The following is a 24,660-nucleotide window of genomic DNA, read 5'->3' as shown; positions in this document are numbered from 1 at the left end:
CTGATGCCCGGCCTCTTCCACGAATTTCCAGTCCGAAGCCAGGTTTCCTGTGCGGCGGGCTTTCGCGCGTCACCACTTTGTAATGTTTTTGTCACACGGGACCGCTAGGGTGTGCGCATGAATGATCTGGCCAACTCCAACATGACTCCAAACTCCCCGCCCGTGCGGATTGATTTCAATACGCCGGAGTTGCAACGCAAGCGCCGCATGCGCGCGCTCAAGGACCGCCTGACCCGCTGGTATGTACTGGTGGGCGGGCTTGCCGTATTGGTGGCGATTACCCTGATCTTCTTCTATCTGGCCTATGTGGTGCTGCCGCTGTTCCAGGGCGCCGAGCTGACCCGCAAGAAGGCCCTGGAGCCGACCTGGCTGCAACAGGATGCCGGCAAGCCGCTGATGATCGCGCTCGAAGAGCAGAACCTGGTGGGCATGCGCGTTTCGGACAAGGGCCAGGCACTGTTCTTCGATACCAAGACCGGTAACGAACTCAAGCGTTTCGACCTGCCACTGCCGGCTGGCACCCAGGTCACTTCGATCAGTGCCGACCAGCCGGGTAGCCCGCTGGTGGTGCTGGGCTTGTCCAATGGCCAGGCGCTGGTGTTCCACCACAGCTACAAGGTCACCTACCCGGACAACAAGAAAACCATCGCCCCCGGCATCGACTACCCGTACGGCGAGCAGCCGTTCGTGCTCGACGAGCAGGGCCGTGCGCTGGAGCATGTCAGCGTCAACGTCAACGGCGACACCCTGCTGCTGGCCGGCTCCACCGGCGCGCACCTGCAGGTGGTCGAGCTGACCCGCAGCGAAAACATGATGACCGAAGAGGTCACCACCGAGCAGAACCGCATCGAACTGCCGCAGATGACCGAAACGGTGAAGAACATCTTCATCGACCCGCGTCAGCAGTGGCTGTACGTGATCAACGGCCGCGCCACCGCGGACGTGTTCAGCCTGCGCGACAAGAGCCTCAACGGCCGTTACAAGCTGTCTGAAAGCGCCGACACCGAAATTACCGCCACCGCCCAGCTGGTCGGCGGCATCTCGCTGATCATCGGCGACTCCAAGGGCGGCCTGGCCCAGTGGTTCATGGCCCGTGACCCAGACGGTGAATCGCGCTTCAAGCAAATCCGCACCTTCCAGATGGGCAAGGCCGCAGTCGTGCAGATCGACGCCGAAGAGCGCCGCAAGGGCTTCGTCGCCCTCGACGCCGCAGGCAAACTGGGCGTGTTCCACAGCACTGCGCACCGTACCCTGCTGGTCGAGCCGGCCGCCGAAGGCCCGGGCATCCTGGCCCTGTCGCCACGTGCCAACCGCATCATCATCGAAGAGGGCGGCAAGCTGCTGCCGCTGAGCTTGCGCAACCCTCACCCGGAAATTTCCTTCAGCGCACTGTGGGGCAAGGTGTGGTACGAGAACTACGACGCGCCGAAATATGTCTGGCAATCGACTGCTTCGAACACTGACTTCGAGCCCAAGCTGAGCCTGTCGCCGCTGACCTTCGGCACCCTGAAGGCCGCGTTCTACGCGATGATCCTGGCGGCTCCGCTGGCGATTGCCGCGGCCATCTACACCGCCTACTTCATGGCCCCGGGCATGCGCCGCAAGGTCAAGCCGGTGATCGAGCTGATGGAAGCGATGCCGACGGTGATCCTCGGCTTCTTCGCCGGCCTGTTCCTCGCCCCGTACCTGGAAGGCCACTTGCCAGGCGTGTTCAGCCTGTTCCTGCTGATGCCGCTCGGTATCCTGCTGGCCGGCTTCGCCTGGACCCGCCTGCCCGAGTCGATCCGCCTGCGTATCCCGGATGGTTGGGAAGCGGCGATCCTGATCCCGGTCATCCTGTTCACCGGCTGGTTCGCCCTGACCATGAGCCCGCACCTCGAGAGCTGGTTCTTTGGCGGCGACATGCGCCTGTGGATCACCAACGACCTGGGGATAACCTACGACCAGCGCAACGCCCTGGTCGTGGGTATTGCCATGGGCTTCGCGGTCATCCCGAACATCTACTCCATCGCCGAAGACGCCGTGTTCAGCGTGCCGCGCAGCCTGACCCTGGGCTCCCTGGCGCTGGGTGCGACGCCTTGGCAGACCCTGACCCGCGTGGTCATCCTCACCGCCAGCCCGGGTATTTTCTCGGCGCTGATGATTGGGATGGGCCGCGCGGTGGGCGAGACCATGATCGTGCTGATGGCCACCGGCAACACCCCGGTGATGGAGCTGAACCTGTTCGAGGGCATGCGCACCCTGGCCGCCAACGTGGCCGTGGAAATGCCGGAATCGGAAGTCGGCGGCAGCCACTATCGCGTGCTGTTCCTGGCCGCGCTGGTGCTACTGATGTTCACCTTCATCATGAACACCTTGGCCGAGCTGATTCGCCAGCGTCTGCGCAAGAAATACTCGTCGCTTTGATAGAAAGGTAGCGATCCGTGAAAAAGGATTCCCTCAAAGGCTGGTTCAAGAGCGGCGCCCCAGGCGTCTGGATGAGCGGCGGCGCGGTGGCCATGGCAGTGATCATGACCGTTGGCCTGCTGGCGGTGATTGCCGTGCGCGGCCTGGGCCACTTCTGGCCGGCCGACCTTGTCCAGGCCACCTACAAGGTGCCGGGCCAGGCCGATCACGTCGTCATTGGCGAAGTGGTGCAAAAGGAAGAAGTACCCCGTGCCCGCCTGAAGGGCGCCGGCCTGCCAGTGCCTGATCAGGGCCCGGAGTTCATGACCCGCGAGCTGATCAAGGTGGGTAACCGCGACCTCAACGGCAGCGACTTCACCTGGGTGGTTGGCGACTGGCTGGTCGACGAGAAGCACCCGGCCGACCTGATCGCCCTGGAGCGCCGCGAGTGGGGCAACTTCTACGGCTACCTGGTCAGCGTCAAGGAAGAAGGCCGCGTGGTCGCCGAAGGCGCTGCCGCCTGGAATGAGCTGCAGGCTCGCCTCAAGCGCGCCAACCAGCTCAACAGCGAACTGCAAAGCCTCGAGAAGAAAGACATCGGTGCCATCAACCATGGCCTCGAGCGCCTGCGTCTGCAGGCGCGCAAGCTGGAGCTGGACGGCAAGCTGGACGCCGCCGCCCAGGCCGACATGGACGCCGAGCGCGCCGAGTTGAACAGCCGCTACAAGGCCATCGAAGACCGCCTGACCGGCCTGCACCAGGCCTTCGCACGCGACAGCCTGGTGGCCCGCGATGGCGACGGCCGTGAAGTGGAAATCAACCTCAGCAAGGTGGTGCACGCCATCCAGCCGAACGCCATGTCGGGCTTTACCAAGCTGGGCACCTACTTCACCAAGGTCTGGGAGTTCCTCAGCGACGATCCGCGTGAAGCCAACACCGAGGGCGGTATCTTCCCGGCCATCTTCGGTACCGTGATGATGACCCTGATCATGGCCGTGATCGTCACCCCGTTCGGCGTGCTGGCTGCCGTGTACCTGCGCGAATACGCCAGACAGGGCCCGGTGACCCGGCTGATCCGCATCGCGGTGAACAACCTGGCCGGTGTACCGGCGATCGTCTACGGCGTGTTCGGCCTGGGCTTCTTCGTCTACGTGCTGGGCGGCTCGATCGACCGCCTGTTCTTCCCTGAATCACTGCCGGCGCCAACCTTGGGTACCCCGGGCCTGCTGTGGGCATCGCTGACCCTGGCGCTGCTGGCCGTGCCGGTGGTGATCGTGGCCACCGAGGAAGGCCTGGCACGTATCCCGCGCACCGTGCGCGAAGGCTCGTTGGCCCTGGGGGCGACCAAGGCGGAGACCCTGTGGAAGATCGTCCTGCCGATGGCCAGCCCGGCGATGATGACCGGCATGATCCTCGCCGTTGCCCGCGCCGCCGGTGAAGTGGCGCCGCTGATGCTGGTGGGTGTGGTGAAGCTGGCGCCGTCGCTGCCGCTGGATGGAAATTACCCGTACCTGCACCTGGACCAGAAGATCATGCACCTGGGCTTCCACATTTATGACGTCGGCTTCCAGAGCCCCAACGTCGAAGCCGCGCGGCCGCTGGTATACGCCACGGCGTTGTTGCTGGTGCTGGTGATCGCGGCCCTCAACCTCTCGGCCGTGTGGATCCGTAACCACCTGCGCGAGAAGTACAAGGCCCTCGACAGCTGATCCTGATTGCAAGCGTGCCGCCCGTGAGCCGGGTGGCCCTTTGAAACGAATTGTTAGCGTATGGAGTTGACCATGCAGCAAGAATCCCATGCCCACGGCATTGACATGTCTGCCCTGGGCCGCGACAAGCAGAGCCTGCGCCTGGCCGAAGAAACCGTAGCCATCGAAGTGCCGGGCCTGAGCCTGTTCTACGGCGACAAGCAAGCGCTGTTCGATGTGCAGATGAATATTCCCAAGCAGCGCGTGACCGCCTTCATCGGCCCGTCCGGCTGCGGCAAGTCGACCCTGCTGCGCACCTTCAACCGCATGAACGACCTGGTTGACGGCTGCCGCGTGGAAGGCGCCATCAACCTGTACGGCAACAACATCTACCGCAAGGGCGAAGATGTGGCCGAGCTGCGCCGCCGTGTGGGCATGGTGTTCCAGAAGCCCAACCCGTTCCCCAAGACCATCTACGAGAACGTGGTCTACGGCCTGCGCATCCAGGGCATCAACAAGAAGCGCGTGCTCGACGAAGCGGTCGAGTGGGCGCTGAAGGGCGCGGCCCTGTGGGAAGAGGTCAAGGACCGCCTGCACGACTCGGCACTGGGCCTGTCCGGTGGCCAGCAGCAGCGTCTGGTCATCGCTCGCACCATCGCCGTGGAGCCGGAAGTGCTGTTGCTCGACGAACCGTGCTCGGCACTGGACCCGATCTCGACCCTGAAAGTCGAGGAACTGATCTACGAATTGAAATCCAAGTACACCATCGTCATCGTGACCCACAACATGCAGCAGGCAGCCCGTGTTTCGGACTACACCGCGTTCATGTACATGGGCAAACTGGTCGAATACGGGGATACCGACACCCTGTTCACCAACCCGGCGAAGAAGCAGACCGAAGACTACATCACCGGTCGCTACGGCTAGGCCGCTTTGCGATCTACACCTGGGCCTCTGTGGGAGCGGGTTCACCCGCGAATCAGGCGCCGCGGTGTATGGCACCGGCGTTGCCGGTGTTCGCGGGTGAACCCGCTCCCACAGGGCAGAGAACCAGACGATTACTTGAAGCTTTGAGCTTCTTCGCGGAGCGAACGATGATCAACAAAGAAAGCCTTACGCACCACATTTCCCAGCAGTTCAACGCCGAGCTCGAAGAGGTGCGCAGCCACCTGCTGGCCATGGGCGGCCTGGTCGAAAAGCAGGTCAACGACGCAGTCACTGCGCTGATCGAAGCCGACTCGGGCCTGGCCCAGCAAGTGCGCGAAGTCGACGAGCAGATCAACCAGATGGAGCGCAACATCGACGAGGAGTGCCTGCGCATCCTCGCCCGTCGTCAGCCGGCTGCCTCCGACCTGCGCCTGATCATCAGCATTTCCAAGTCGGTGATCGACCTGGAGCGCATCGGTGACGAGTCGACCAAGATCGCCCGCCGCGCCATCCAGCTGTGCGAGGAAGGCGAGTCGCCGCGTGGCTACGTCGAGGTGCGCCATATCGGTGACCAGGTACGCAATATGGTCCGCGACGCGCTGGACGCCTTTGCCCGCTTCGACGCCGACCTGGCACTGTCGGTGGCCCAGTACGACAAGACCATCGACCGCGAATACAAGACCGCCCTGCGTGAGCTGGTGACCTACATGATGGAAGACCCGCGCTCGATTTCGCGGGTACTGAGCGTGATCTGGGTCCTGCGTTCGCTGGAGCGCATCGGCGACCATGCGCGCAACATCTCCGAACTGGTGATTTACCTGGTGCGCGGCACCGACGTGCGTCACATGGGCCTCAAGCGCATGACGGCAGAAGTGCAGGGCACCGTTGTCGCTGACGGCGAAAACGCTAATGTTCCGGCTGAACCTGACGATAAGTAATATTGCTCCCGAGCATCGACGCCCGGCCTTGGCCGGGCGTTTTCATTTGCGGTCGAGGAGCCGGCAGGCACCCGCGAACGATGTGAAGAAGTCCCGGCGTGACCAGGTTGTAGCAAATAGCCATTATTCGGCGGTAGGCTAGTCGGGATTCAGAAGGAGTATCGATGAGTAAAGTGAATGTGCTGGTCGTGGATGACGCCCCGTTTATCCGTGACCTGGTCCGCAAATGCCTGCGCAATGCCTTCCCGGGCATGACCATCGACGACGCCGTCAACGGTCGCAAGGCGATGGCCATGCTGGGCAAGGAAGCGTTCGACCTGGTCCTGTGCGACTGGGAGATGCCGGAAATGTCCGGCCTGGAACTACTCACCTGGTGCCGTCAGCAGCCTGCGTTGAAGAACCTGCAGTTCATCATGGTGACCAGCCGTGGCGACAAGGAAAACGTCATCCAGGCGATCCAGGCGGGCGTCTCCGATTTTGTCGGCAAGCCGTTCACCAACGAGCAGTTGCTGACCAAGGTGAAAAAGGCCCTGACCAAGATCGGCAAGCTAGACAGCCTGATGGCCAGCGGTCCGGCGCGGGTCAATTCGGCGTTCGCCAATGACTCGCTGAATGCGCTGACAGCCGGCAAGCCTGAAGCGGTGAAAGTCGCGGCGCCAGCGTCGGCACCCGCGCCCGCAAGGCCACTGGCCAGTGCCCCAAGACCCGCTGCCCCCGCGCCGACCGGCCGTGGCCAGGGCCAGTTGCGCCTGGCCAGCGGCATGCAGCCGTGCGTGATCAAGGCGCTGAGCCTGAAAGAGGCTCTGCTGGTAGTGCGCCGTGGCGAAGCGCTGCCGCAGGTGCTGGAAGGCGCGGTGCTGGACCTGGAGCAGGGCGAGAGTGCCGAAGTTGCGCGCCTGAACGGCTACCTGCATGCCGTCGTGGCACTGGAGCCCAAGCCCGACAGTGACTGGTTGCAACTGACCTTCAAGTTCGTCGACCAGGATGCCCAGAAGCTCGACTACCTATCGCGGCTGATTGCCCGCGGGACGGCGCAGAAGCATTTCACCCCGGGCGCCTGAGTAATGACTACTGGCCTTGTCGCCGGCAAGCCAGCTCTCATAGAACTGCACATAACTCGTTGAATTAGCAGGGCCCCTGTGGGAGCGCTTGCGAATTCAGTTCTCTATGCGACAGCGCAGCCCAAAGGGCTGGGCCATCTCCCACAGGTACAGCGCCAAACTCTGGCCTTGTGCATTTCCCGTGGGAGCTGGCTTGCCGGCGATGGGGCCAGTCCTGTTGACGCCATCCGACCAACTGTCATACCCGCCACAAAACCCGCTGCTAGGCTTCGACAGATCATAACTGTCAAAAAGCCACTACCATGCCCGCCCGCCTGCTGCTGTTCTGTGCACTGCTCATGGCCTCGGCGTCGAGCCTGGGCATGACCATCTACGAGATCACCGATGATGGCCGGGTGACCTCCTATTCCGACCGGCCCGGCCCCGGCGCGAAAACCTTTGTGCGGCGCGTACCCATGGTCGAAGTACCCGAAGGCCAGGTGCTGCTGAACGCGATTACCTTCAACGGCGGCGTGAGCTTTTCGGCTCGCAACCAGCTGCATGTGCCGGTGGAGGTGGAGTTGCGCCTGGACAACCTGGTGAACGCACAAGGTGGCAATGCCCCGCGTATCGTGCGCCGGGTGCTGCCGCCGCGTACCACGCAAATGCTCAGCGTGCTCAGGGGGCGCCCCGGGATGTTGCTGAACTATCGCTCGACCCTGCTGCAGGCCATGGGCGACCCGGGCAAGCGGCCCCAGGGTTTCCGTTATGCCTTTCCCTGGCTCGGTGGGCCGTTCCGCGTGACCCAGGGCCCCAATGGCCGTGTCAGCCATTTTGGGCCCAAGGGGCGCTATGCCATGGATATCGCCATGCCCGAAGGCACCACCATCATTGCGGCGCGGGAAGGGGTGGTGGTGAAAACGGAGAACAGCCAGAGCGGGCGCGGGCCCAACCCGGCGGGCAATTTCGTCAGGATCCTGCACCCGGATGGCACCATGGGCGTGTACCTGCACCTGCTGCGCGGCTCGGTGGTGGTGGCGGAGGGGCAACGGGTGCGGCAGGGGCAGATGCTGGCCAGGTCGGGCAATACCGGCAACAGCACCGGGCCGCACCTGCATTTCGTGGTGCAGCGCAATGTGGGGTTGGCGCTGGAGTCGATACCTTATCGGTTCGACAGGCCGATCAGCGGGTTGCCTGACTTCACTGCGGGCAACCCTTGAGATTGCCGGGCCTGCTGCGCAGGCCATCGCGACACAAGGCCGCTCCCACAAAACCCGCGCATAGCCTGAGACTTGCACTGTACCTGTGGGAGCGGCCTTGCGTCGCGATGGGCTGCAAAGCAGCCCTCAGCCATTAATCCAGCTTCAGCACCTTGGCCAACACGATCTTCGGCCCTTTCATCTTCTTGATGATGATGCGCAGCCCTTCGACCTCCAGTACTTCCTCTTCTTCCGGCACGCGCTTGAGCGTCTCATAGACCAGACCGGCCAGGGTTTCTGCCTCGATGTGGTCAAGGTCGACACCCAGCAGGCGCTCGACCTTGAACAGCGGCGTGTCGCCACGCACCAGCAGCTTGCCCGGCTGGTAGGCGAGGATGCCGCGCTCGGTCTTGCGGTGCTCGTCCTGGATGTCGCCCACCAGCACTTCCAGCACGTCTTCCATGGTCAGGTAGCCAATCACCTTGCCATCGGCTTCCTCCACCAGCACGAAGTGCGCGCCGCCTTTGCGGAACTGCTCCAGCAACTGCGCCAGCGGCATGTGCCGCGACACGCGCTCCAGCGGCCGGGCCAGGTCGTCCAGGTCGATGGTTTCGGGCAGGTGCTCGAGTTCGGCCAGCTCCAGCAGCAGGTCCTTGATGTGCAGCAGGCCGGTGAACTCCTCGCGCTCGGCGTCGTACACCGGGTAGCGGCTGAACTTGTGGCGGCGCACCAGGGCCAGGATCTGCTTCAGCGGCGCATGGGCGTCGATGCTGACCATGTCCTCGCGCGAGTTGGCCCAGTCGACCACCTCCAGCTCGCCCATTTCCACGGCCGAGGCCAGAACGCGCATGCCCTGGTCGCTCGGGTCCTGGCCACGGCTGGAATGCAGGATCAGCTTGAGCTCTTCACGGCTGTAGTGGTGCTCGTGATGCGGGCCGGGCTCGCCCTGGCCGGCAATGCGCAGGATGGTGTTGGCGCTGGCATTGAGCAGGTAGATGGCCGGGTACATCACCCAGTAGAACAGGTACAGCGGCACGGCGGTCCACAGCGACAGCAGTTCGGGCTTGCGGATGGCCCAGGACTTGGGTGCCAGCTCGCCGACCACGATATGCAGGTACGAGATGACGAAGAAGGCGACGAAGAACGAGACCGCCTTGATCAGCTCGGGCGTGTCCACGCCCACGTATGCCAGTAGCGGTTCGAGCAGGTGGGCGAACGCCGGCTCACCAACCCAGCCCAGGCCCAGCGAGGCGAGGGTGATGCCCAGCTGACAGGCCGAGAGGTAGGCGTCGAGCTGGCTGTGGACCTTGCGCAGGATGCTGCCACGCCAGCCGTGCAGCTCGGCGATGGACTCGACGCGGGTGGCGCGCAGCTTGACCATGGCGAACTCGGCGGCAACGAAGAAGCCGTTGAGCAGCACCAGGAGCAAGGCAAAGATGATCATGCCGAAATCGGCGAATAACGAGGTAAGGCTGATACCAGGGGAAGGGTCCATGATGGAGTTTTTACGGGGTCCGTCTTCGAGATAGAGAGAAAAAAAGTGCCAGCTCTAGCTGGCACAGGGGGTCCAATGTAGCGGCTGGGGCCGTAAAAGCAAAGGGTGGCGGATCTATTGCGGTCCCTGTGGGAGCGGGCGTGCCCGCGAAGGGCTGCGCAGCAGCCCCGATCTCAAGCCTTGCCGTTAGCCAATTGTGCCGGCGCGAAATGACAGGTAAAGGTACTGCCATGCCCCGGCACGCTGCTGATCTCCAGTTTGCCACGGTGGCGCATCAGCACATGCTTGACGATCGCCAGCCCCAGCCCGGTGCCGCCGGTATTCGACGCACGGCTGGAATCGACCCGGTAGAAGCGCTCGGTCAGGCGTGGCAGGTGCTTGGCATCGATGCCCACCCCCGAGTCCTGCACCGACAGGTGCGCGCCCTGGGCATCGGCCCACCAGCGAATACGGATGCTGCCTTCGTCCTGGGTGTACTTGACCGCGTTGAACACCAGGTTGGAAAAGGCACTGCGCAGCTCCGACTCGCTGCCCTTGAGCGTCACGCCGGGTGCGGCTTCCAGGGTGATGCGCTGGTTGCGTGGCCCGGACAGGGCCTGGGCGTCGTTCTTGATCGCGGCGAGCAAGGCATCGACCGCCACCGGCTGGTTGTCCGACGGGTAGTCGGTGGCCTCCAGCTTGGCCAGCAGCAGCAGGTCGTTGAGCAGCGTCTGCATGCGTGAGCCTTGCTGGCTCATCTGCTGCAGGGCTCGGCGCCAGCGCGGGTTCACGTCTTCGACGTTGTCCAGCAGGGTTTCCAGGTAGCCGGTGATCACCGTCAGCGGCGTGCGCAGCTCGTGGGACACGTTGGCGACGAAGTCCTTGCGCATCTGCTCCAGTTGGTGGATGCGGGTAACGTCGCGCACCAGCATCAGGTGCTCGTTGTTGCCGTAGCGGGTGATGTGCAGCTGCACGCGCATGCGGTCGTTGATCGGCGAGGGTATTTCCAGCGGCTCGAGGTAGTTCCCTGCCTCGAAGTATTCCTTGAAGCGCGGGTGGCGCACCAGGTTGGTCACCTGCTGGCCGCCGTCCTGTGGGGTCTTGAAGCCCAGCAGGGTCTCGGCGGCGCGGTTCCACCATTCCAGGTTGCCGTCGCTGTCGAGCATGATCACCGCGTCACGCAGCGCGGCGGTAGACTCCTGCACCCGGTCGATCACCGCCTGCAGGCGGCCGCGTACGCGCTGGTCGCGGCGTTGCAGGTGATAGATGCTGTCGAACACCTCGCCCCACAGGCCGTAGCCATCGGGCGGTGCTTCGTCGGGTTGGTGGTTGCGCAGCCAGTCATGCAAGCGCAGCAACTGCTTGAGGGTCCAGCCCAGGTACAGCGCCAGGCCGATGGCCAGGCTCCAGCCGTAGTAGCCGCTGACCAGCCCACCGATCAGGCAGACGGTAATCAGCAGCAGCAGGTGGCGAATCAGGGTCGCGTGCCAGTTCTGGTTCAATTGACGGTCCTTGTACAACGACGTGCAGCTTGGCGCTTTTTAACTCGATCAGCTCTTGGTCGAGAAGCGGTAGCCAGTGCCCCGGACGGTTTGTACCAGATTTTCGTAGGCTTCACCCAGCGCCTTGCGCAGGCGGCGGATGTGCACGTCGACGGTGCGTTCCTCGACATAGACGTTACCGCCCCACACCTGGTCCAGCAGCTGGCCACGGGTGTAGGCGCGCTCCTGGTGGGTCATGAAGAACTGCAGCAGGCGGTATTCGGTGGGGCCCATTTCGGCAGGCTTGCCGTCGATGGTCACGCGATGGCTGATCGGGTCGAGCAGCAGGCCGCCGACTTCGATCGGTGCCTCGCTGTCGCTCGGACCGGTGCGGCGCAGCACGGCCTTCAGGCGGGCGACCAGTTCACGCGGCGAGAACGGCTTGGTGATGTAGTCGTCTGCGCCCACTTCCAGGCCCTGGATCTTGTTGTCCTCTTCACCCTTGGCGGTGAGCATGATGATCGGGATGTCGCCGGTCAGCTCGTCGCGCTTGAGGCGGCGGGCCAGCTCGATGCCGGAGGTGCCCGGCAGCATCCAGTCGAGCAGGATCAGGTCCGGTTTGCGGTCGACGATGATCGCGTGGGCCTGTTGGGAGTTTTCCGCTTCCAGGCAGTCATAGCCGGCCATTTCCAGGGCAACGGCGATCATCTCGCGAATCGGCGCTTCGTCGTCGACGATCAGAATGTTCCTGCCAACCATGCTCAAAACCTCTCCTGGATACGGTGTCTTGGCCCGCATTAGATAACGGAATTATTGCAGCTGTGTGACAGGGTGTTGGCCGTTCTGGCGACATTCCGTGACTGAACTAGGCTTGAAAGGGCCGCAGTTATGGCAATCAGAACTCAATCCCCCCGAAACAATGGTGAATCCAATGACACGACAAAAGCTGAGCTGGATGGCCCTTTTCACTGCGCTGGCGCTCCCGGGGGTGGCCTTGGCCGAGCATGCGATGGAGAAGGGCGGCATGTTGGTCGATCATGCCGGCATGACCCTGTATACCTTCGACAAGGATGCGGGTGGCAAGTCGATGTGCAATGGCGAATGTGCCACCAACTGGCCGCCGCTGATGGTCAAGGCCAATGACGAACCGGCCAAGGACAAGTGGACAGTGGTGATGCGCGATGACGGCAGCAAGCAGTGGGCCTATGACGGCAAGCCGCTGTACACCTTCATCAAGGACAAGAAAGCCGGCGATATGACCGGTGACGGCATGAAGGACGTCTGGCACGTTGCCAAGCCTTGAGGTTGCCTGCTTACCCCAGAGGGAGCGGGTTTACCCGCGAATGCGATGTCTGCTGCACCGCAGTATTCGCGGGTGAACCCGCTCCCACAGGTGCGGTGAGCTTCAGCGCAATGCGTAATCCATCACCACCCCGATGAACACCAGCATGCCCGCCCAGTGGTTGTGCAGAAACGCCTTGAAGCACGATTCCCGGTCCAGCTTGCGCGTCGACCAGTACTCCCAGGCAAAGCACGCCGCCGCGCCCAGCAGCCCCAGATGGAACCAGCCACCCAGCTCGAAGCGGCTGCCGGCCAGCAACAGGCAGCCCAGCGACAGCAGTTGCAAGGTCAGGATGATGGTGCGGTCGGCGTCGCCAAACAGGATCGCGGTCGACTTCACGCCAATCTTCAGGTCGTCATCACGGTCAACCATGGCGTAGTAGGTGTCGTAACCCACCGTCCACAGCAGGTTGGCGATATACAGCAGCCAGGCACTGGCCGGCAGCTCGCCACCCGCTGCGGTGAAGGCCATGGGAATGCCCCAGGAATACGCCGCCCCCAGCACCACCTGCGGGTAATAGGTGTAGCGCTTCATGAACGGGTAGCAGAACGCGAGTGCCACCGCGCCGAACGACAGCCATACCGTGCGGCTGTTGGTGCATAGCACCAGCAGGAAGCTCACTGCGACCAGGATGGCGAACAGCGCCAGTGCTTCGCGCGGCCGGACCCGGCCACTGGCCAGGGGGCGGTCGGCGGTGCGCTTGACGTGGCCGTCCACCTTGCGGTCGGCAAAGTCGTTGATGCAGCAGCCTGCGGCGCGCATCAGCACCACGCCGAGGCCGAAGATCAGCACGTTGGCCAGGGTTGGTGAGCCGTTACCGGCTATCCACACTGCCGACAAGGTCGGCCACAGCAGCAGGTAGATACCAATCGGCCGGTCCATGCGGCTGAGCTGGACGAAGTCCCAGGCCCGTGGGTGCAGGCGGTTGAGCGACTTGAGCAGTTGCAGGTACATCAGCGGTTTTCCTCCTTGGCCGCTTGCCACAATGCTGGCAGAAACACCTCTGCCACCAGCAGCTCCAGGCCGTCACGTTCGAAGCGCGAACGGCGGCCCCACAGCGCCGCATGGGCGGTTTCGCTCGGCAGCCAGGCCTGTGGATAACTGCATACCTCGATGGGGTGGCGGATGAACGCCTGGTCGCAGAACAGCAACTCGCCCAGCGAGCGGCTGCCCAGGGTTTCCAGGTCCAGCCCGCCGCGCTCCAGGGCGCTGCGGCTGGCCACGCTGCGGGCGAACACCCAAGGCTGGCCATGGCCGCGCAGGTACACCTCACGCACCCAGCCTTCGGCGCCGGCGGCGATGCCCAGTGCCTGGCATTCGTCATCGCGCAGCGGCTGCCAGCCCTCGAACAGTGGAGTGACGGAGAAGTGATCGTTGGACAGGCGGGTCAGACGGCGGGTCAGCGAGCCCTCGTCGAACAGCCAGTCAAGGGTGGGCTGGTCGATGTCGGTCGCCAGCCGTGAATACGGCAGCCACGCGACAGCGGCTGCTTGCGGGGATTCGTACGACACGTCGGTCTGCTTGTTACAACCAGAGAGGCGGCGAGCTTAGCATGATTGCCCCGACTGCTTGCATACTGCTGGCAGGGCCGCTACAAAGCCCCCCACAGGGACTGCACAACCGCTGATGCTGCACGGTCCCTGTAGGAGCGGCTTTAGCCGCGAAAGGGCCATCAGCAGCAACACGAAACCCAGCCTGAACCGAGGAACCCCATGAAAAAGTGGCAATGTATTGTCTGCGGCCTGATCTACGACGAAGCCGAAGGCTGGCCTGACGACGGCATCGCCCCCGGCACCCGCTGGGAAGACGTGCCTGAAGACTGGCTGTGCCCCGACTGCGGCGTCGGCAAGAGCGACTTTGAAATGATCTTCATCGGCTAATCGAGGAAAGCACGACATGACGTCCCCTGTGGTAATCATCGGTACCGGCCTTGCGGGCTACAACCTGGCCCGTGAATTTCGCAAGCTCGATGCGCAGACGCCGCTGCTGCTGATCACCGCCGATGACGGTCGCTCCTACTCCAAGCCCATGCTGTCCACCGGCTTTGCCAAGCACAAAGACGCCGCTGGCCTGTGCATGGCCGAGCCGGGCGTCATGGCCGAGCAACTGAACGCCGAGATCCGCACCCATACCCGCATCAGCGGCATCGACCCGGGCCACAAGCGCCTGTGGATCGGTGAAGAAGCAGTGGAATACCGCGACCTGGTGCTGGCCTGGGGGGCGCAGAGCGTGCAGGTGCCGATCGAAGGCGATGGCGGCGATCGGGTGTTCCCGATCAACGACCTGGAAGACTACGCGCGCTTCCGTGCCGCCGCCGTCGGCAAACAGCGCGTGCTGATCCTCGGTGCCGGCCTGATCGGCTGCGAATTCGCCAACGACATGAGCCTGGGCGGCTTCCAGGTCGATGTGGTGGCGCCGTGCGAGCAAGTCATGCCGACTCTGCTGCATCCGGCCGCTGCCACTGCCGTGCAGGCCGGGCTGGAAGGCCTGGGCGTGCGCTTTCACCTGGGCCCGGTACTGACCCGTCTGCAGCAGGTGGCCCAGGGCCTGGAGGCGCACCTGTCCGATGGCAGCGTGATCGCCTGCGACCTGGTGGTTTCAGCCATTGGCCTGCGCCCGCGCACCGACCTGGCCGCCGCCGCCGGCCTGCAGACCAACCGCGGCGTTTGCGTGGATCGCCAGTTGCGTACGTCCCACGCCAACATCTTTGCCCTTGGCGACTGTGCCGAGGTCGATGGCATCAACCTGCTCTATGTGATGCCGCTGATGAGCTGTGTCCGGGCCTTGGCGCAAACCCTGGCCGGCAAGCCGACAACGGTCGCCTACGGGCCGATGCCGATAACCGTGAAAACCCCGGCCTGCCCGCTGGTGGTTTCGCCGCCGCCCCAGGGCCACGAAGGTACCTGGCAGGTGGAGGGGCAGGGCAGTGACCTCAAGGTGCTCTGCCTTGATGCCGATGGCAAGCTGCTGGGCTACGCCCTGACCGGGGCGGCCGTGATGGACAAGCTGGCCCTGAATCGCCAGCTGCCGGCCGTGATGGCGTAAATAGCTGGCGTTCTGTCGGATTTATCCTGTTGTTGCTTGCACAATGGCCGCCCAGATACTGGCGCGGCCCCGGTGCACGTGCCATCCTCACTTCCGTCTGCCGCAGATTAGAGCCTGCGGTGCCTTGAGCGCTGCTCCCAGGGCAGCACGGCATAACAACAAGAATTCCGTCAAAGAGGCTTCACTATGCGCAAACCAGAACTCGCCGCCGTCATCGCCGAAAAGGCCGATCTGACCAAGGAAAAGGCCAATCAGGTTTTGAACGCGATTCTCGACAGCATCACGGGTGCCCTGGACAAGGACACCGTGACCCTGGTCGGTTTCGGCACCTTCGAAAAACGCCATCGCGGTGCGCGTACCGGCAAGAACCCGCAAACCGGCGAGCCGGTCAAGATCAAGGCCAGCAATACCGTGGCCTTCAAGCCTGGCAAGAACCTGCGCGACAGCGTCAACGCCCCCGCCAAGCCAGCCAAGAAAGGCAAGTGATCGCTCCCTGACAACACCAGTGTCAGCCAAGCGGGCGCCCCAGGGCGCCCGTTGTGCTTTCTGTAGGCAAAGTGTTTCGAACTTGCATAAAAAGTTCTGGAAAAGGATAAACTGCGCACCTTAGTCACTTTTAATTCGAGGCGCGTTGATGAAGTTCCGCTTTCTTCTCTGGGCCATGGGGCTGTTGATGGCCAGGGCCAGTCGTAACAACCCGGCGTTCCAGCAGCAACTCAAGGGCAAAGACCTGGTGTTCCAGATGCAGACCCTGGATGGCAAGGTTGCCCGGCACTTCATCGTCAACAACGAACGCATCAGCAGCAAGGGCGGTGCGCACCCACAGCCGGCGTTCGCCATTGCCTTCAAGGACGCCGCCTATGGCTTCGCCACCCTGCAGGCGAGTAACAAGCAGCTGGCGTTCATGCAGGGGATTCAGGACAAGCACATCCAGATCAAGGGCAACCCGGCGTTGGTGATGTGGTTCCAGGGCTTGATGAAATACCTGAAACCGAAGAAGAAAGGCTGAGCCTCATTAAAGCTGCCTATTCGTATCCTGTGGGAGATGGCCCAGCCCTTTGGGCTGCGCTGTCGCATAGAGAACTGAATTCGCAAGCGGTCCGTGCGTCCTGTGGGAGCAGCTTTAGCCGCGAAGAATCCAACGCGGTGCATGGCACCGGCTGCGCCGGTGTTCGCGGCTAAAGCCGCTCCCACAGGGGCCAATAACCTCAATGCGGTGCGTGGAACTGCGAAGCCAGCTCACGCAACAGGCTCTCGGCCTCGAGCACCTTGTTCACCACATCCTCGGCCTTGTCGCGGGTAATCCCCAGCCGCTCCAGCAACTCGTCAGGAATCTCCTGCTGCGGCCCCGAGCCAATCCCGCGCGAGCGCAGCAGGCGGGTGGCCAGGCATACCAGGTTGGGGAATGCCGAATACTCACCGTCATAGGCCGGGTCGTGCTGGAAGCGCAGCGCGGTGGACAGCTCTTCCGGCATGTCCCACAGCTTCATCAGCCAGGCACCGATCTGTTCGCGGCTGATACCCAGCAAGTGTTGTTCCACGAAGGTGTGGCACAGGTGAGGGTTGACCTCCAGATGGCGGCAGATCAGCGAGAAGTGCGGCGGGAACACGTGCGCCAACAGCAGGTAGCCAAAGTTGTGCAGCAGCCCGGCCAGGTAGGTCAGGCCCGCCTCGGGGCGCTCGGCCCGGGGCATGGCGCGGGTCAGGCCTTCGATGATCGCGGCGGTGTAGATCGACTGCTGCCAGTACGGCGTGGCCTGCTGCGGGTGGTCTTTCGGCAGGCTCAGGGTCTTGCCCAGCGCCAGGCCCAGGGCCAGGTTGATCACCAGGTCGAAGCCCAGCACACGCACGATGGCGTCTTCCACTGAACGGATCTTGCCCGGTGAGGCGTAGTAGGGCGATGCCGCCCAGCTCACCACCTGCGCCGCCAGCGCCGGGTCGGTCTCGACCACGCCGGTGATATCGTCGATGCTGGCGTTGGGGTCTACCCGCAGCTTGATGATCTTTTGCGCGGTGTCCGCCAGCGGCGGGATTTCGATGGTTTCTTCCAGGCGCTTCTGGATGCGCCGGGCGGTGAAGGCCTGGACTGCCTGGCTGATTTCCCGGGTGTCGTCATCGGGGCGGTCGAGGTTGGGGCTGATCGCCTCGACCTCCTGGCCGAAGCTGCTGGCGCTGGCCTTGGCCAGCATGCACTTGAAGTGCGCGCGGTCGATTTCCAGCAACAGGCCGGCTTCACCGGACTGGATGAACACGCTATCGGCGTCGAGCAGGCTCTTTTCGTACTGGCACGGCGAGCTGGTCAGCGCCGGGATGCCCGGCAGGGCCTTGAGCTGGTGCTTGTCCAGCATCTGCTTCAGGCGCGGCACCGACACCGCGGTGAGCTTGCGCCCGGTCAGTTCGGCCAGGCGGTTGAGGTCCAGCAACTGGCTTTGCGGGAACAGCACCATCAGGGCGCCGACCTCATCGTCGAGCAGCACGGCCTGTACCCGCGACGCTGCCGGCAGGTGCGGATGTTCGACCACCTCGCGGTAGGCTACGCCGAGGTTGTCGAGCAGCAGCCGGATGACCGAGGGAGCGTGTGGGCTTGCGGTGTCCAGGGCAACTTCAGTCATGGTCCGTATCCACTGATTCCTTTAAACGCGAAGTATAACCAGCCTCGGGGGATAACTGGATCCATTATGGGACTGGTCACACTTGGCCATATTGCTGGCCATGGCGCAGCCAGCGGTCGAGCAGCGGGCTGACGTGCTCCGGCCAGCGTGCGATCAGGGCCTGGGCGGCGTCGCGCACGGCTGGCAGCAGGTCGGCGTCGCGCATCAGGTCGGCGACCTTGAATTGCAGCAGGCCGGTCTGGCGGGTGCCGAGCATCTCGCCCGGGCCACGCAGTTCCAGGTCTTTCTCGGCGATGATGAAGCCGTCGTTGGTTTCCCGCATGATTCCTAAACGCTCGCGGCCGATCTGTGACAGTGGCGGGTGGTACAGCAGCACGCAATGGCTGACGGCGCTGCCCCGGCCAACCCGGCCGCGTAGCTGGTGCAACTGGGCCAGGCCCAGGCGCTCGGGGTTCTCGATGATCATCAGGCTGGCGTTGGGCACATCCACGCCCACCTCGATGACCGTGGTGGCGACCAGCAACTGCAGGTTGCCGGCCTTGAACTCGGCCATGATCTCAGCCTTTTCCGCCGGCTTCATGCGGCCGTGGATCAGCCCCACCCGCAGTTCGCCCAGGGCGCTGCCCAGCTCCTCGTAGGTGCTTTCGGCGGCCTGGCAGGTCAGTTCTTCGGATTCTTCGATCAGGGTGCACACCCAGTAGGCCTGGCGCCCTTCGGCGCAGGCGGCGCGTACCCGCTCGACCACTTCGAAGCGGCGGCTGTCGGCCACCAGCACGGTGTTCACCGGGGTGCGCCCGGGCGGCAGCTCGTCGAGCACCGAGGTGTCCAGGTCGGCGTAGGCGCTCATGGCCAAGGTGCGCGGAATGGGTGTGGCGGTCATGATCAGCTGGTGCGGGCACAACTCGCCGGCCACGCCCTTCTTGCGCAGGGCCAGGCGTTGCTGCACGCCAAAACGGTGCTGTTCATCGATGATCGCCAGGGCCAGGTGCTTGAACTTCACCTCTTCCTGGAACAGCGCGTGGGTGCCGACCACCATCGGTGCACCGCTGGCGATCTGCTCCAGGGCGGCTGCCCGGGCCTTGCCCTTGAGCTTGCCGGCCAGCCAGGCCACTTCGATGCCCAGCGGTTCGAGCCAGCGCTTGAAGGTGATGTAGTGCTGTTCGGCGAGAATCTCGGTGGGTGCCATCAAGGCCACCTGGTAGCCGGCCTCCAGGGCCTGCAGCGCGGCCAGGGCGGCGACCACGGTCTTGCCGGCACCCACATCGCCCTGCACCAGGCGCATCATCGGCTCGTGCTGGCTGAGGTCGTAGGCAATTTCGTTGGCCACCCGCTGCTGCGCGCCGGTCGGCTGGAAGCCCAGGTTGGCCAGATATTGCGCCTGCAGGCGCTGGGCCTTGGGCAACACTGGCGCGCGCAGGCTGCGCAGGCTTTCGCGCAGGCGTTGCTGCGACAGCTGGTGGGTCAGCAGCTCTTCGAAGGCCAGGCGGTGCTGGGCCCAGTGCTGGCCTTCGGCAAGCTCTTCGAGGTCGGCGTCGGCCGGTGGGTTGTGCAGGTAGCGGATGGCATCGTCCAGCGGCGCCAGCTGGTAGTCCCGGGCCAGTTCGTCGGGCAGCCAGTCCGGCAGGCTGCGCGGGCCGAGCAGGCCCAGGCTCTGCTGGCACAGCAGGCGCAGGCGTTGCTGGGTAAGGCCTTCGGTGGACGGGTAGATCGGCGTCAGGGTCTGCTCGACCGGTGGCGGCGGCTCGTCGCCATTCAGCGCGCGGTATTCCGGGTGGTAGATTTCCAGGCCCGAAGCACCGGGGCGGGCTTCGCCGTAGCAGCGCAGGTGGGTGCCACGCTTGAGGCCTTCCTTCTGCGCGTTGCTGAAGTGGTAGAAGCGCAGGCTCAGCACGCCGCTGCCGTCACCCAGGCGCACCACCAGGCTGCGGCGCTTGCCCATGGTCACGTCGGCGCCGCTGACCACGCCCTCGATCACCGCGTCCTGGCCCGGGCGCAGCTGGCCGATCGGCACCACGCGGGTGCGGTCCTGGTAGCGCAGGGGCAGGTGGAACAGCACGTCCTGCAGGTTCTCCAGGCCGACCTTGGCGAGTTTCTCCGCCATGGCCTCGCCAACCCCCTTGAGGACCGTGACCGGGACCTTCGACAGCTCACTCATGACTCAGGCCGGTTGTTCCGCAGGGGCTTTGGCGACCGAGCACAGGCGGATCGAGTCGGCGAGGATCTCGATGGCCTTCGGCCGCGGGAAGCTGGCGCGCCAGGCGATGGCCACGGTGCGGAATGGTGCCGGTGCGGTCAGCGGGCGGACCTCGATGACGCCGGGGGCGTAGTGGTGGCTGTGCACCGCCGACAGCGGCAGGATCGATACGCCAAGGCCCGAGGCCACCATATGGCGGATGGTTTCCAGCGAGCTGGACTCGACTGTGGTGTGCCTGGAGCCTTCACCGCCCTTGTTCAGCGTTGGGCAGGCTTCCAGTACCTGGTCGCGGAAGCAGTGGCCTTCACCGAGCAGCAACAGGCTCTTGTCGTTGAGCATGGCGGTGTCGATGGTCTTTTTCGCTGTCCACGGGTGGTCAGCCGGCATCAGGGCGCAGAATGGTTCGTCGTACAGCGGCAGGGTCAGCACGTCGGCTTCGTTGAACGGCAGGGCGATGATCACCGCGTCCAGTTCGCCGTTGCGCAGCTTTTCACGCAGTACGTGGGTGAAGTTCTCTTCGATGTACAGCGGCATCTGCGGCGCCACCCGGTGCAGCTGCGGAATCAGGTGCGGGAACAGGTACGGGCCGACGGTGTAGATGGCACCGACCTTGAGCGGGGCGGTCAGCTGGTTCTTGCCGGCCTGGGCCAGCTCGCGAATGCCCTGGGCCTGCTCCAGTACCTTCTGCGCCTGGGCGACGATGCTTTCGCCGACCGGGGTCAGGCGTACCGCGCTCTTGCTGCGCTCGAAAATCAACACGCCAAGCTCATCCTCGAGCTTCTTCACACCGACCGACAGGGTCGGCTGGCTCACATGACAGCGTTCGGCGGCATGGCCGAAGTGCTGTTCCTGGGCGAGTGTGACGATGTAGCGTAGTTCTGTGAGGGTCATAACGTGCGTCCATGAAGTTGCGAGCCCAGCATAGCGGCTGCAATCGATAGACGCACGTTATCAGACTTGCCGATTTGTGACAGAAACAAAAGTCTCAGCGGCGGTCCAGCGAGTAGACGAACGGTGCCACGACTTCGATCGTGCCGTTGTTCAGCAACTCGGGTGGCGGCTTGGGTACCGTGCCGGCCCGACGGATCATTTCCAGGGTTGCCCGATCCAGGGCGGCACTACCCGAGCCACCGGCCATGGAGTACGACACCACCTTGCCTTCGGCGTCGACCACGAAGCGCAGGCGGTTGATGCCCTGCAGGCCGCGACGGCGCGCGTCTTCCGGGTAGCGCTTGTACTTGGCCAGGTGCCGCAGCAGGTCGCTTTGCCAGGTCGGCAGGGCTTTGCTGTTGGCCGCAATGCTCGGCGCCGGCGCCGCGGACTTCTGCGGTGGCGTGTTGCTGGGCGGTGCGTCTACCGTTTGTTCGATTGGTGGTGCTTCCTTCGGCGGCTCAGGCTTTTTCTCGGGCTTTGGCGGCTGCGGCTTGGCCTTCGGCTTGGGCGGTTTGGCAATGGCGATCTTGGGCTTGGGCGCCTCGACCAGCTTCGGCAGCGGCGGTTCCTCGACCGGTGCCGGCGGCTGCGGGGCCGCTTTCGGAGGTGGTGGTGGCGCAGGCTCCGGCAACGGTGCCAGCTCGACCATCATGGCTGCCGGGGGCAGCTCGATGGCCTGGGGCACCGACCAGTTCAGCGTCAGCAGCACGGCGACCACGTGCACGCCCAGCACGATCGCCAGGCTGCCACCGTAGCGCGCCATGTTAGAGCGCGTTCTTGTCATTTCTTGGCTGCCGTCTCGAGACCTACCAGACCGACTTTCAGGTAGCCGGCCGTGCGCATGTTGTTCATCACTTCCATCAGGTCACCGTAATCCACGCCTTTGTCAGCCTGGAAGAAGATGGTGGTTTCCTTGTCGCCCTTGGTCTTGGCATCGAGCATCGGGCCAAGCTGGTCGGGGGCAGGGACCTGATCGTCGCCGACGTACAGCTTCTGGTCGGCCTTGACGCTGACGAACACCGGTTTCTCGGGCCTCGGCGCCGGCTTGGCGGTCGAGGCCGGCAGGTCGACCTTGATGTCGACCGTGGCCAAGGGGGCTGCGACCATGAAGATGATCAGCAGCACCAGCATCACGTCGATGAACGGCGTAACGTTGATTTCGTGGTTTTCGGCGAGGTCGTCGCCACCTTCGTTGAGATGCAGGCCCATGGCTTACCCCACTTTCACCATGTGCGGGGCAACACGCTCGCTGCCCTGGTGGTCCAGGTCACGGCTGACCAGCAGCAGCACCTGGGCGGAGGCATCGGACACCTGGGCCTTGTAGCCGGCGATGGAGCGGGCGAAGACGTTGTAGATGACCACGGCCGGGATCGCGGCGACCAGGCCCAGGGCAGTGGCCAGCAGGGCTTCGGCGATACCTGGGGCAACCACGGCGAGGTTGGTGGTCTGGGTCTTGGCGATGCCGATGAAGCTGTTCATGATGCCCCATACGGTACCGAACAGGCCGACGAACGGCGCAGTGGAGCCGATGGTGGCGAGTACGCCGGTGCCGCTGCTCATGGTGCGACCGCTGGCGTGCACCAGGCGCTCCAGGCGGAAGCTGACGCGCTCCTTGATGCCTTCTTTTTCGCGGGCGTTGGCCGACAGGCGCATCTCTTCGAGGGCGTCGTGGACCAGAGTATGGGCCAGAGTACCTTCCTTGTTGGAAACGTCGCTGGCTTCCTTGAGGCTGGCGGATTTTTTCAGCAGGGCGATTTCACCACGCAGGCGACGCTTGGCGCCCATCAGCTCGAAGCCTTTGGCGATCCAGATGGTCCAGGTGATGATGGAGGCGATGGCCAGGCCGATCATGACCGCCTTCACCACCACGTCGGCGTTCTTGTACATGCCCCATGGGGACAGGTCGTGGGCCATGCCCAGCGAGGTGTCTTCAACCAGGGCTTCGACGCTCGGGTCTGCCGCGACCGGTGCATCAGCCGGGGTGGCGGCAACTGCGCCGGCAGCCGGCGCTGCGGCTGGGGCCGCTGGTGCAGTAGCGGCAGCAGGCGTGGCAGCATTGGCGGCTGGCTCATCGGCCATGGCCACCGGGGCCAGCACCAGGCTGAGTGTCAGCGCGGCGATGGCGCGCCAGGCGCGCGACGGGGTTGGCGAAGCGGAAGTTTGAGTTCGTGTCATGCTGGCCGGACCTGGTGAAGAATAGAGTGAACGTTCTCCAAGGCCTCGAGGTAGGCCGAGAACAAATTGGCGGCCATTATTGCAAGTAATTCTTGTTAACAAAAGTAATCTTGTTGCTTTTTTCGCCTATGGTCTAGCCACCCATCGTGTAGCGTGGTCGGGCTGATCAATTGGTCTAGGGAGTTTAGCGATGTCAGGCCTTTCCGTGATGGTGGTGGGTTGTGGTGACGTAGGCGGGCGTCTTGCCCAGCAGATGCTTGCGCGCGGCTGGCAGGTGAGTGGCCTGCGTCGCTCGGTCGGGCGGTTGCCTGCGGGGGTTGTGCCGGTGGCTGCGGACTTGTCCGAACCATCGATTCCCGACGCCTGGCCGCAGCGCGCGCCGGACTACCTGGTGTACTGCGTGGCGGCCAGCCAGCACGACGAGGCGGGTTACCAGGCGGCGTATGTCGACGGTTTGCGCCATGTGCTGGCCTGGCTGGCCGAGCGCGGCCAGCGCCCACGGCGCCTGCTGTTCGTGTCCAGCAGCAGCGTGTATGCACAGAAGGACGGCGAGTGGATCGAGGAAGGCGCGGCCACCGAGCCTGAAGGCTATTCCGGGCGGTTGATGCTGGAGGCCGAGCGGCTGGCACTGGCCAGCGGCATCCCGGCCAGCGTGGTGCGCCTGACTGGCATCTATGGCCCTGGCCGCGAGTGGCTGCTCAGTCAGGTGCGCCAGGGCTACCGTGTGGCCGAGGAGCCACCGCTGTATGGCAACCGCATCCATGCCGAGGACGCAGCCAGCCTGTTGGCGTTCCTGTTGCAGGCCGATGTCGATGGCAAGGTGCTCGACGACTGCTACATCGGCGTCGACGACGACCCGGCGCCGTTGGCCGATGTGGTGGCCTGGCTGCGCGGGTACATGGGCGTTACCGAGTGGTCGGCTGAGCAGCGGGTGCGGCGCACCGGCAGCAAGCGCTGCAGCAATGCCCGGGCGCGGGCGTTGGGCTGGGCGCCGGTGTATCCGAGTTACAAGGAAGGCTATGCGGCAATCCTGAAAGGCCTGTGCTGAGGCTACTGGCCTCCTCGCGGGTAAACCCGCTTCCACAGATACACCACTGGTTTCAAGCCCGGCGGTGTACCTGTGGGAGATTCTATGGCCGAAGGCAATTTCTCAGTAGAACCGTCTTCGGCCTCTTTCAGCAATCTCCAGGCACAAGTCAGCGCGCCAGAGAAATTCTCTTCAGCGTT

The 24,660-nt window shown here is 64.0% G+C and carries 23 protein-coding genes; 12 read left to right on the top strand and 11 right to left on the bottom strand.

Annotation, left to right across the window (positions count from 1 at the left end):
- Positions 1-117 precede the first annotated feature (117 nt).
- The 6 genes from FQ664_RS00135 to FQ664_RS00105 all read left to right on the top strand — a co-directional run bounded on the left by FQ664_RS00135 (position 118) and on the right by FQ664_RS00105 (position 8,198).
- The gene (locus FQ664_RS00135) at positions 118-2,406 is read left to right on the top strand and encodes an ABC transporter permease subunit (protein WP_144169924.1); all 2,289 of its coding nucleotides are present in this window, start codon (positions 118-120) and stop codon (positions 2,404-2,406) included.
- A 71-nt stretch (positions 2,407-2,477) separates the two neighbouring features.
- Positions 2,478-4,094, top strand: coding sequence for a phosphate ABC transporter permease PstA (gene pstA / locus FQ664_RS00130; protein ID WP_178090933.1), 1,617 nt, complete (start codon positions 2,478-2,480; stop codon positions 4,092-4,094).
- Between the two features lie 72 nt (positions 4,095-4,166).
- A complete protein-coding gene (gene pstB / locus FQ664_RS00125; RefSeq protein WP_144169920.1) occupies positions 4,167-5,000 on the top strand; it encodes a phosphate ABC transporter ATP-binding protein PstB in 834 nt (277 codons plus the stop codon).
- A 167-nt stretch (positions 5,001-5,167) separates the two neighbouring features.
- Positions 5,168-5,938: a phosphate signaling complex protein PhoU gene (gene phoU, locus FQ664_RS00120; protein WP_144169918.1), complete on the top strand. Its 771-nt coding sequence runs from the start codon at positions 5,168-5,170 to the stop codon at positions 5,936-5,938.
- Between the two features lie 164 nt (positions 5,939-6,102).
- Positions 6,103-6,999, top strand: coding sequence for a response regulator (locus tag FQ664_RS00115; protein WP_144169916.1), 897 nt, complete (start codon positions 6,103-6,105; stop codon positions 6,997-6,999).
- Between the two features lie 302 nt (positions 7,000-7,301).
- The gene (locus tag FQ664_RS00105) at positions 7,302-8,198 is read left to right on the top strand and encodes a M23 family metallopeptidase (RefSeq protein WP_144169912.1); all 897 of its coding nucleotides are present in this window, start codon (positions 7,302-7,304) and stop codon (positions 8,196-8,198) included.
- 133 nt (positions 8,199-8,331) lie between these two features.
- Here FQ664_RS00105 and FQ664_RS00100 read toward each other — a convergent pair whose 3' ends face one another.
- The 3 genes from FQ664_RS00100 to phoB form a co-directional block, all read right to left on the bottom strand.
- Entirely contained in the window at positions 8,332-9,672 is a 1,341-nt protein-coding gene (locus FQ664_RS00100) for a hemolysin family protein (protein ID WP_144169910.1), read from the bottom strand.
- Positions 9,673-9,845: 173 nt separating this feature from the next.
- Positions 9,846-11,153 (bottom strand): phosphate regulon sensor histidine kinase PhoR, encoded by a 1,308-nt coding sequence (gene phoR, locus FQ664_RS00095; protein ID WP_144169907.1) that lies wholly within the window; start codon positions 11,151-11,153, stop codon positions 9,846-9,848.
- Between the two features lie 48 nt (positions 11,154-11,201).
- The gene (gene phoB, locus FQ664_RS00090) at positions 11,202-11,891 is read right to left on the bottom strand and encodes a phosphate regulon transcriptional regulator PhoB (protein ID WP_003253341.1); all 690 of its coding nucleotides are present in this window, start codon (positions 11,889-11,891) and stop codon (positions 11,202-11,204) included.
- A gap of 172 nt (positions 11,892-12,063) precedes the next feature.
- Between phoB and FQ664_RS00085 the strand changes: the two genes are divergently transcribed.
- Positions 12,064-12,435: a COG4315 family predicted lipoprotein gene (locus FQ664_RS00085; protein WP_144169905.1), complete on the top strand. Its 372-nt coding sequence runs from the start codon at positions 12,064-12,066 to the stop codon at positions 12,433-12,435.
- 102 nt (positions 12,436-12,537) lie between these two features.
- Here the strand turns inward: FQ664_RS00085 and ubiA are convergent, their stop codons facing one another.
- Both ubiA and FQ664_RS00075 read right to left on the bottom strand, forming a co-directional pair.
- The gene (ubiA, locus tag FQ664_RS00080) at positions 12,538-13,428 is read right to left on the bottom strand and encodes a 4-hydroxybenzoate octaprenyltransferase (protein WP_144169903.1); all 891 of its coding nucleotides are present in this window, start codon (positions 13,426-13,428) and stop codon (positions 12,538-12,540) included.
- Complete coding sequence (locus FQ664_RS00075; protein WP_144169902.1) at positions 13,428-13,985, bottom strand: chorismate--pyruvate lyase family protein; 558 nt, start codon at positions 13,983-13,985, stop codon at positions 13,428-13,430. Before FQ664_RS00075 ends, ubiA begins: the two co-directional genes overlap by 1 nt.
- A 201-nt stretch (positions 13,986-14,186) precedes the next feature.
- Between FQ664_RS00075 and rubA the strand changes: the two genes are divergently transcribed.
- From rubA to FQ664_RS00055, 4 genes are all read left to right on the top strand, one after another.
- Positions 14,187-14,354: a rubredoxin RubA gene (gene rubA, locus FQ664_RS00070; protein WP_019096637.1), complete on the top strand. Its 168-nt coding sequence runs from the start codon at positions 14,187-14,189 to the stop codon at positions 14,352-14,354.
- Positions 14,355-14,370: 16 nt separating this feature from the next.
- The gene (locus FQ664_RS00065) at positions 14,371-15,519 is read left to right on the top strand and encodes an NAD(P)/FAD-dependent oxidoreductase (RefSeq protein WP_144169900.1); all 1,149 of its coding nucleotides are present in this window, start codon (positions 14,371-14,373) and stop codon (positions 15,517-15,519) included.
- Positions 15,520-15,705: 186 nt separating this feature from the next.
- Positions 15,706-16,005, top strand: a complete 300-nt coding sequence (locus FQ664_RS00060) for an HU family DNA-binding protein (RefSeq protein WP_056793963.1) — start codon at positions 15,706-15,708, stop codon at positions 16,003-16,005.
- A gap of 148 nt (positions 16,006-16,153) precedes the next feature.
- Entirely contained in the window at positions 16,154-16,528 is a 375-nt protein-coding gene (locus tag FQ664_RS00055) for an SCP2 sterol-binding domain-containing protein (RefSeq protein WP_144169898.1), read from the top strand.
- A gap of 199 nt (positions 16,529-16,727) precedes the next feature.
- Here the strand turns inward: FQ664_RS00055 and FQ664_RS00045 are convergent, their stop codons facing one another.
- The 6 genes from FQ664_RS00045 to exbB all read right to left on the bottom strand — a co-directional run bounded on the left by FQ664_RS00045 (position 16,728) and on the right by exbB (position 23,433).
- The gene (locus FQ664_RS00045) at positions 16,728-18,131 is read right to left on the bottom strand and encodes an aminoacyl-tRNA deacylase and HDOD domain-containing protein (RefSeq protein WP_144169894.1); all 1,404 of its coding nucleotides are present in this window, start codon (positions 18,129-18,131) and stop codon (positions 16,728-16,730) included.
- Between the two features lie 76 nt (positions 18,132-18,207).
- The gene (gene recG / locus FQ664_RS00040) at positions 18,208-20,286 is read right to left on the bottom strand and encodes an ATP-dependent DNA helicase RecG (RefSeq protein WP_144169892.1); all 2,079 of its coding nucleotides are present in this window, start codon (positions 20,284-20,286) and stop codon (positions 18,208-18,210) included.
- Between the two features lie 3 nt (positions 20,287-20,289).
- Complete coding sequence (locus FQ664_RS00035) at positions 20,290-21,216, bottom strand: hydrogen peroxide-inducible genes activator (RefSeq protein ID WP_087500924.1); 927 nt, start codon at positions 21,214-21,216, stop codon at positions 20,290-20,292.
- Positions 21,217-21,310: 94 nt separating this feature from the next.
- Positions 21,311-22,042, bottom strand: coding sequence for an energy transducer TonB (locus tag FQ664_RS00030; protein WP_144169890.1), 732 nt, complete (start codon positions 22,040-22,042; stop codon positions 21,311-21,313).
- Positions 22,039-22,467, bottom strand: coding sequence for a TonB system transport protein ExbD (gene exbD, locus FQ664_RS00025; RefSeq protein ID WP_087500923.1), 429 nt, complete (start codon positions 22,465-22,467; stop codon positions 22,039-22,041). Before exbD ends, FQ664_RS00030 begins: the two co-directional genes overlap by 4 nt.
- Positions 22,468-22,470: 3 nt before the next feature.
- Positions 22,471-23,433: a tonB-system energizer ExbB gene (gene exbB, locus FQ664_RS00020; protein WP_144169888.1), complete on the bottom strand. Its 963-nt coding sequence runs from the start codon at positions 23,431-23,433 to the stop codon at positions 22,471-22,473.
- A gap of 190 nt (positions 23,434-23,623) precedes the next feature.
- Between exbB and FQ664_RS00015 the strand changes: the two genes are divergently transcribed.
- Complete coding sequence (locus FQ664_RS00015; protein WP_144169886.1) at positions 23,624-24,481, top strand: NAD-dependent epimerase/dehydratase family protein; 858 nt, start codon at positions 23,624-23,626, stop codon at positions 24,479-24,481.
- The last annotated feature ends 179 nt before the right edge of the window (positions 24,482-24,660 follow it).

The organism is Pseudomonas persica, from assembly GCF_900291015.1.
GTDB lineage: Bacteria > Pseudomonadota > Gammaproteobacteria > Pseudomonadales > Pseudomonadaceae > Aquipseudomonas.
This window is presented reverse-complemented; position numbering and strand designations above follow the sequence as displayed.

Excerpts from the sequence above, each read along its gene's own strand:
- FQ664_RS00135 (WP_144169924.1), top strand. The coding sequence starts at position 118 with ATGAATGATCTGGCCAACTCCAACATGACTCCAAACTCCCCGCCCGTG.
- pstA (WP_178090933.1), top strand. The coding sequence starts at position 2,478 with ATGAGCGGCGGCGCGGTGGCCATGGCAGTGATCATGACCGTTGGCCTG.
- pstB (WP_144169920.1), top strand. The coding sequence starts at position 4,167 with ATGCAGCAAGAATCCCATGCCCACGGCATTGACATGTCTGCCCTGGGC.
- phoU (WP_144169918.1), top strand. The coding sequence starts at position 5,168 with ATGATCAACAAAGAAAGCCTTACGCACCACATTTCCCAGCAGTTCAAC.
- FQ664_RS00115 (WP_144169916.1), top strand. The coding sequence starts at position 6,103 with ATGAGTAAAGTGAATGTGCTGGTCGTGGATGACGCCCCGTTTATCCGT.
- FQ664_RS00105 (WP_144169912.1), top strand. The coding sequence starts at position 7,302 with ATGCCCGCCCGCCTGCTGCTGTTCTGTGCACTGCTCATGGCCTCGGCG.
- FQ664_RS00100 (WP_144169910.1), bottom strand. The coding sequence starts at position 9,672 with ATGGACCCTTCCCCTGGTATCAGCCTTACCTCGTTATTCGCCGATTTC.
- phoB (WP_003253341.1), bottom strand. The coding sequence starts at position 11,891 with ATGGTTGGCAGGAACATTCTGATCGTCGACGACGAAGCGCCGATTCGC.
- FQ664_RS00085 (WP_144169905.1), top strand. The coding sequence starts at position 12,064 with ATGACACGACAAAAGCTGAGCTGGATGGCCCTTTTCACTGCGCTGGCG.
- ubiA (WP_144169903.1), bottom strand. The coding sequence starts at position 13,428 with ATGTACCTGCAACTGCTCAAGTCGCTCAACCGCCTGCACCCACGGGCC.
- rubA (WP_019096637.1), top strand. The coding sequence starts at position 14,187 with ATGAAAAAGTGGCAATGTATTGTCTGCGGCCTGATCTACGACGAAGCC.
- FQ664_RS00065 (WP_144169900.1), top strand. The coding sequence starts at position 14,371 with ATGACGTCCCCTGTGGTAATCATCGGTACCGGCCTTGCGGGCTACAAC.
- FQ664_RS00060 (WP_056793963.1), top strand. The coding sequence starts at position 15,706 with ATGCGCAAACCAGAACTCGCCGCCGTCATCGCCGAAAAGGCCGATCTG.
- FQ664_RS00055 (WP_144169898.1), top strand. The coding sequence starts at position 16,154 with ATGAAGTTCCGCTTTCTTCTCTGGGCCATGGGGCTGTTGATGGCCAGG.
- FQ664_RS00045 (WP_144169894.1), bottom strand. The coding sequence starts at position 18,131 with ATGACTGAAGTTGCCCTGGACACCGCAAGCCCACACGCTCCCTCGGTC.
- recG (WP_144169892.1), bottom strand. The coding sequence starts at position 20,286 with ATGAGTGAGCTGTCGAAGGTCCCGGTCACGGTCCTCAAGGGGGTTGGC.
- FQ664_RS00035 (WP_087500924.1), bottom strand. The coding sequence starts at position 21,216 with ATGACCCTCACAGAACTACGCTACATCGTCACACTCGCCCAGGAACAG.
- FQ664_RS00030 (WP_144169890.1), bottom strand. The coding sequence starts at position 22,042 with ATGACAAGAACGCGCTCTAACATGGCGCGCTACGGTGGCAGCCTGGCG.
- exbD (WP_087500923.1), bottom strand. The coding sequence starts at position 22,467 with ATGGGCCTGCATCTCAACGAAGGTGGCGACGACCTCGCCGAAAACCAC.
- exbB (WP_144169888.1), bottom strand. The coding sequence starts at position 23,433 with ATGACACGAACTCAAACTTCCGCTTCGCCAACCCCGTCGCGCGCCTGG.
- FQ664_RS00015 (WP_144169886.1), top strand. The coding sequence starts at position 23,624 with ATGTCAGGCCTTTCCGTGATGGTGGTGGGTTGTGGTGACGTAGGCGGG.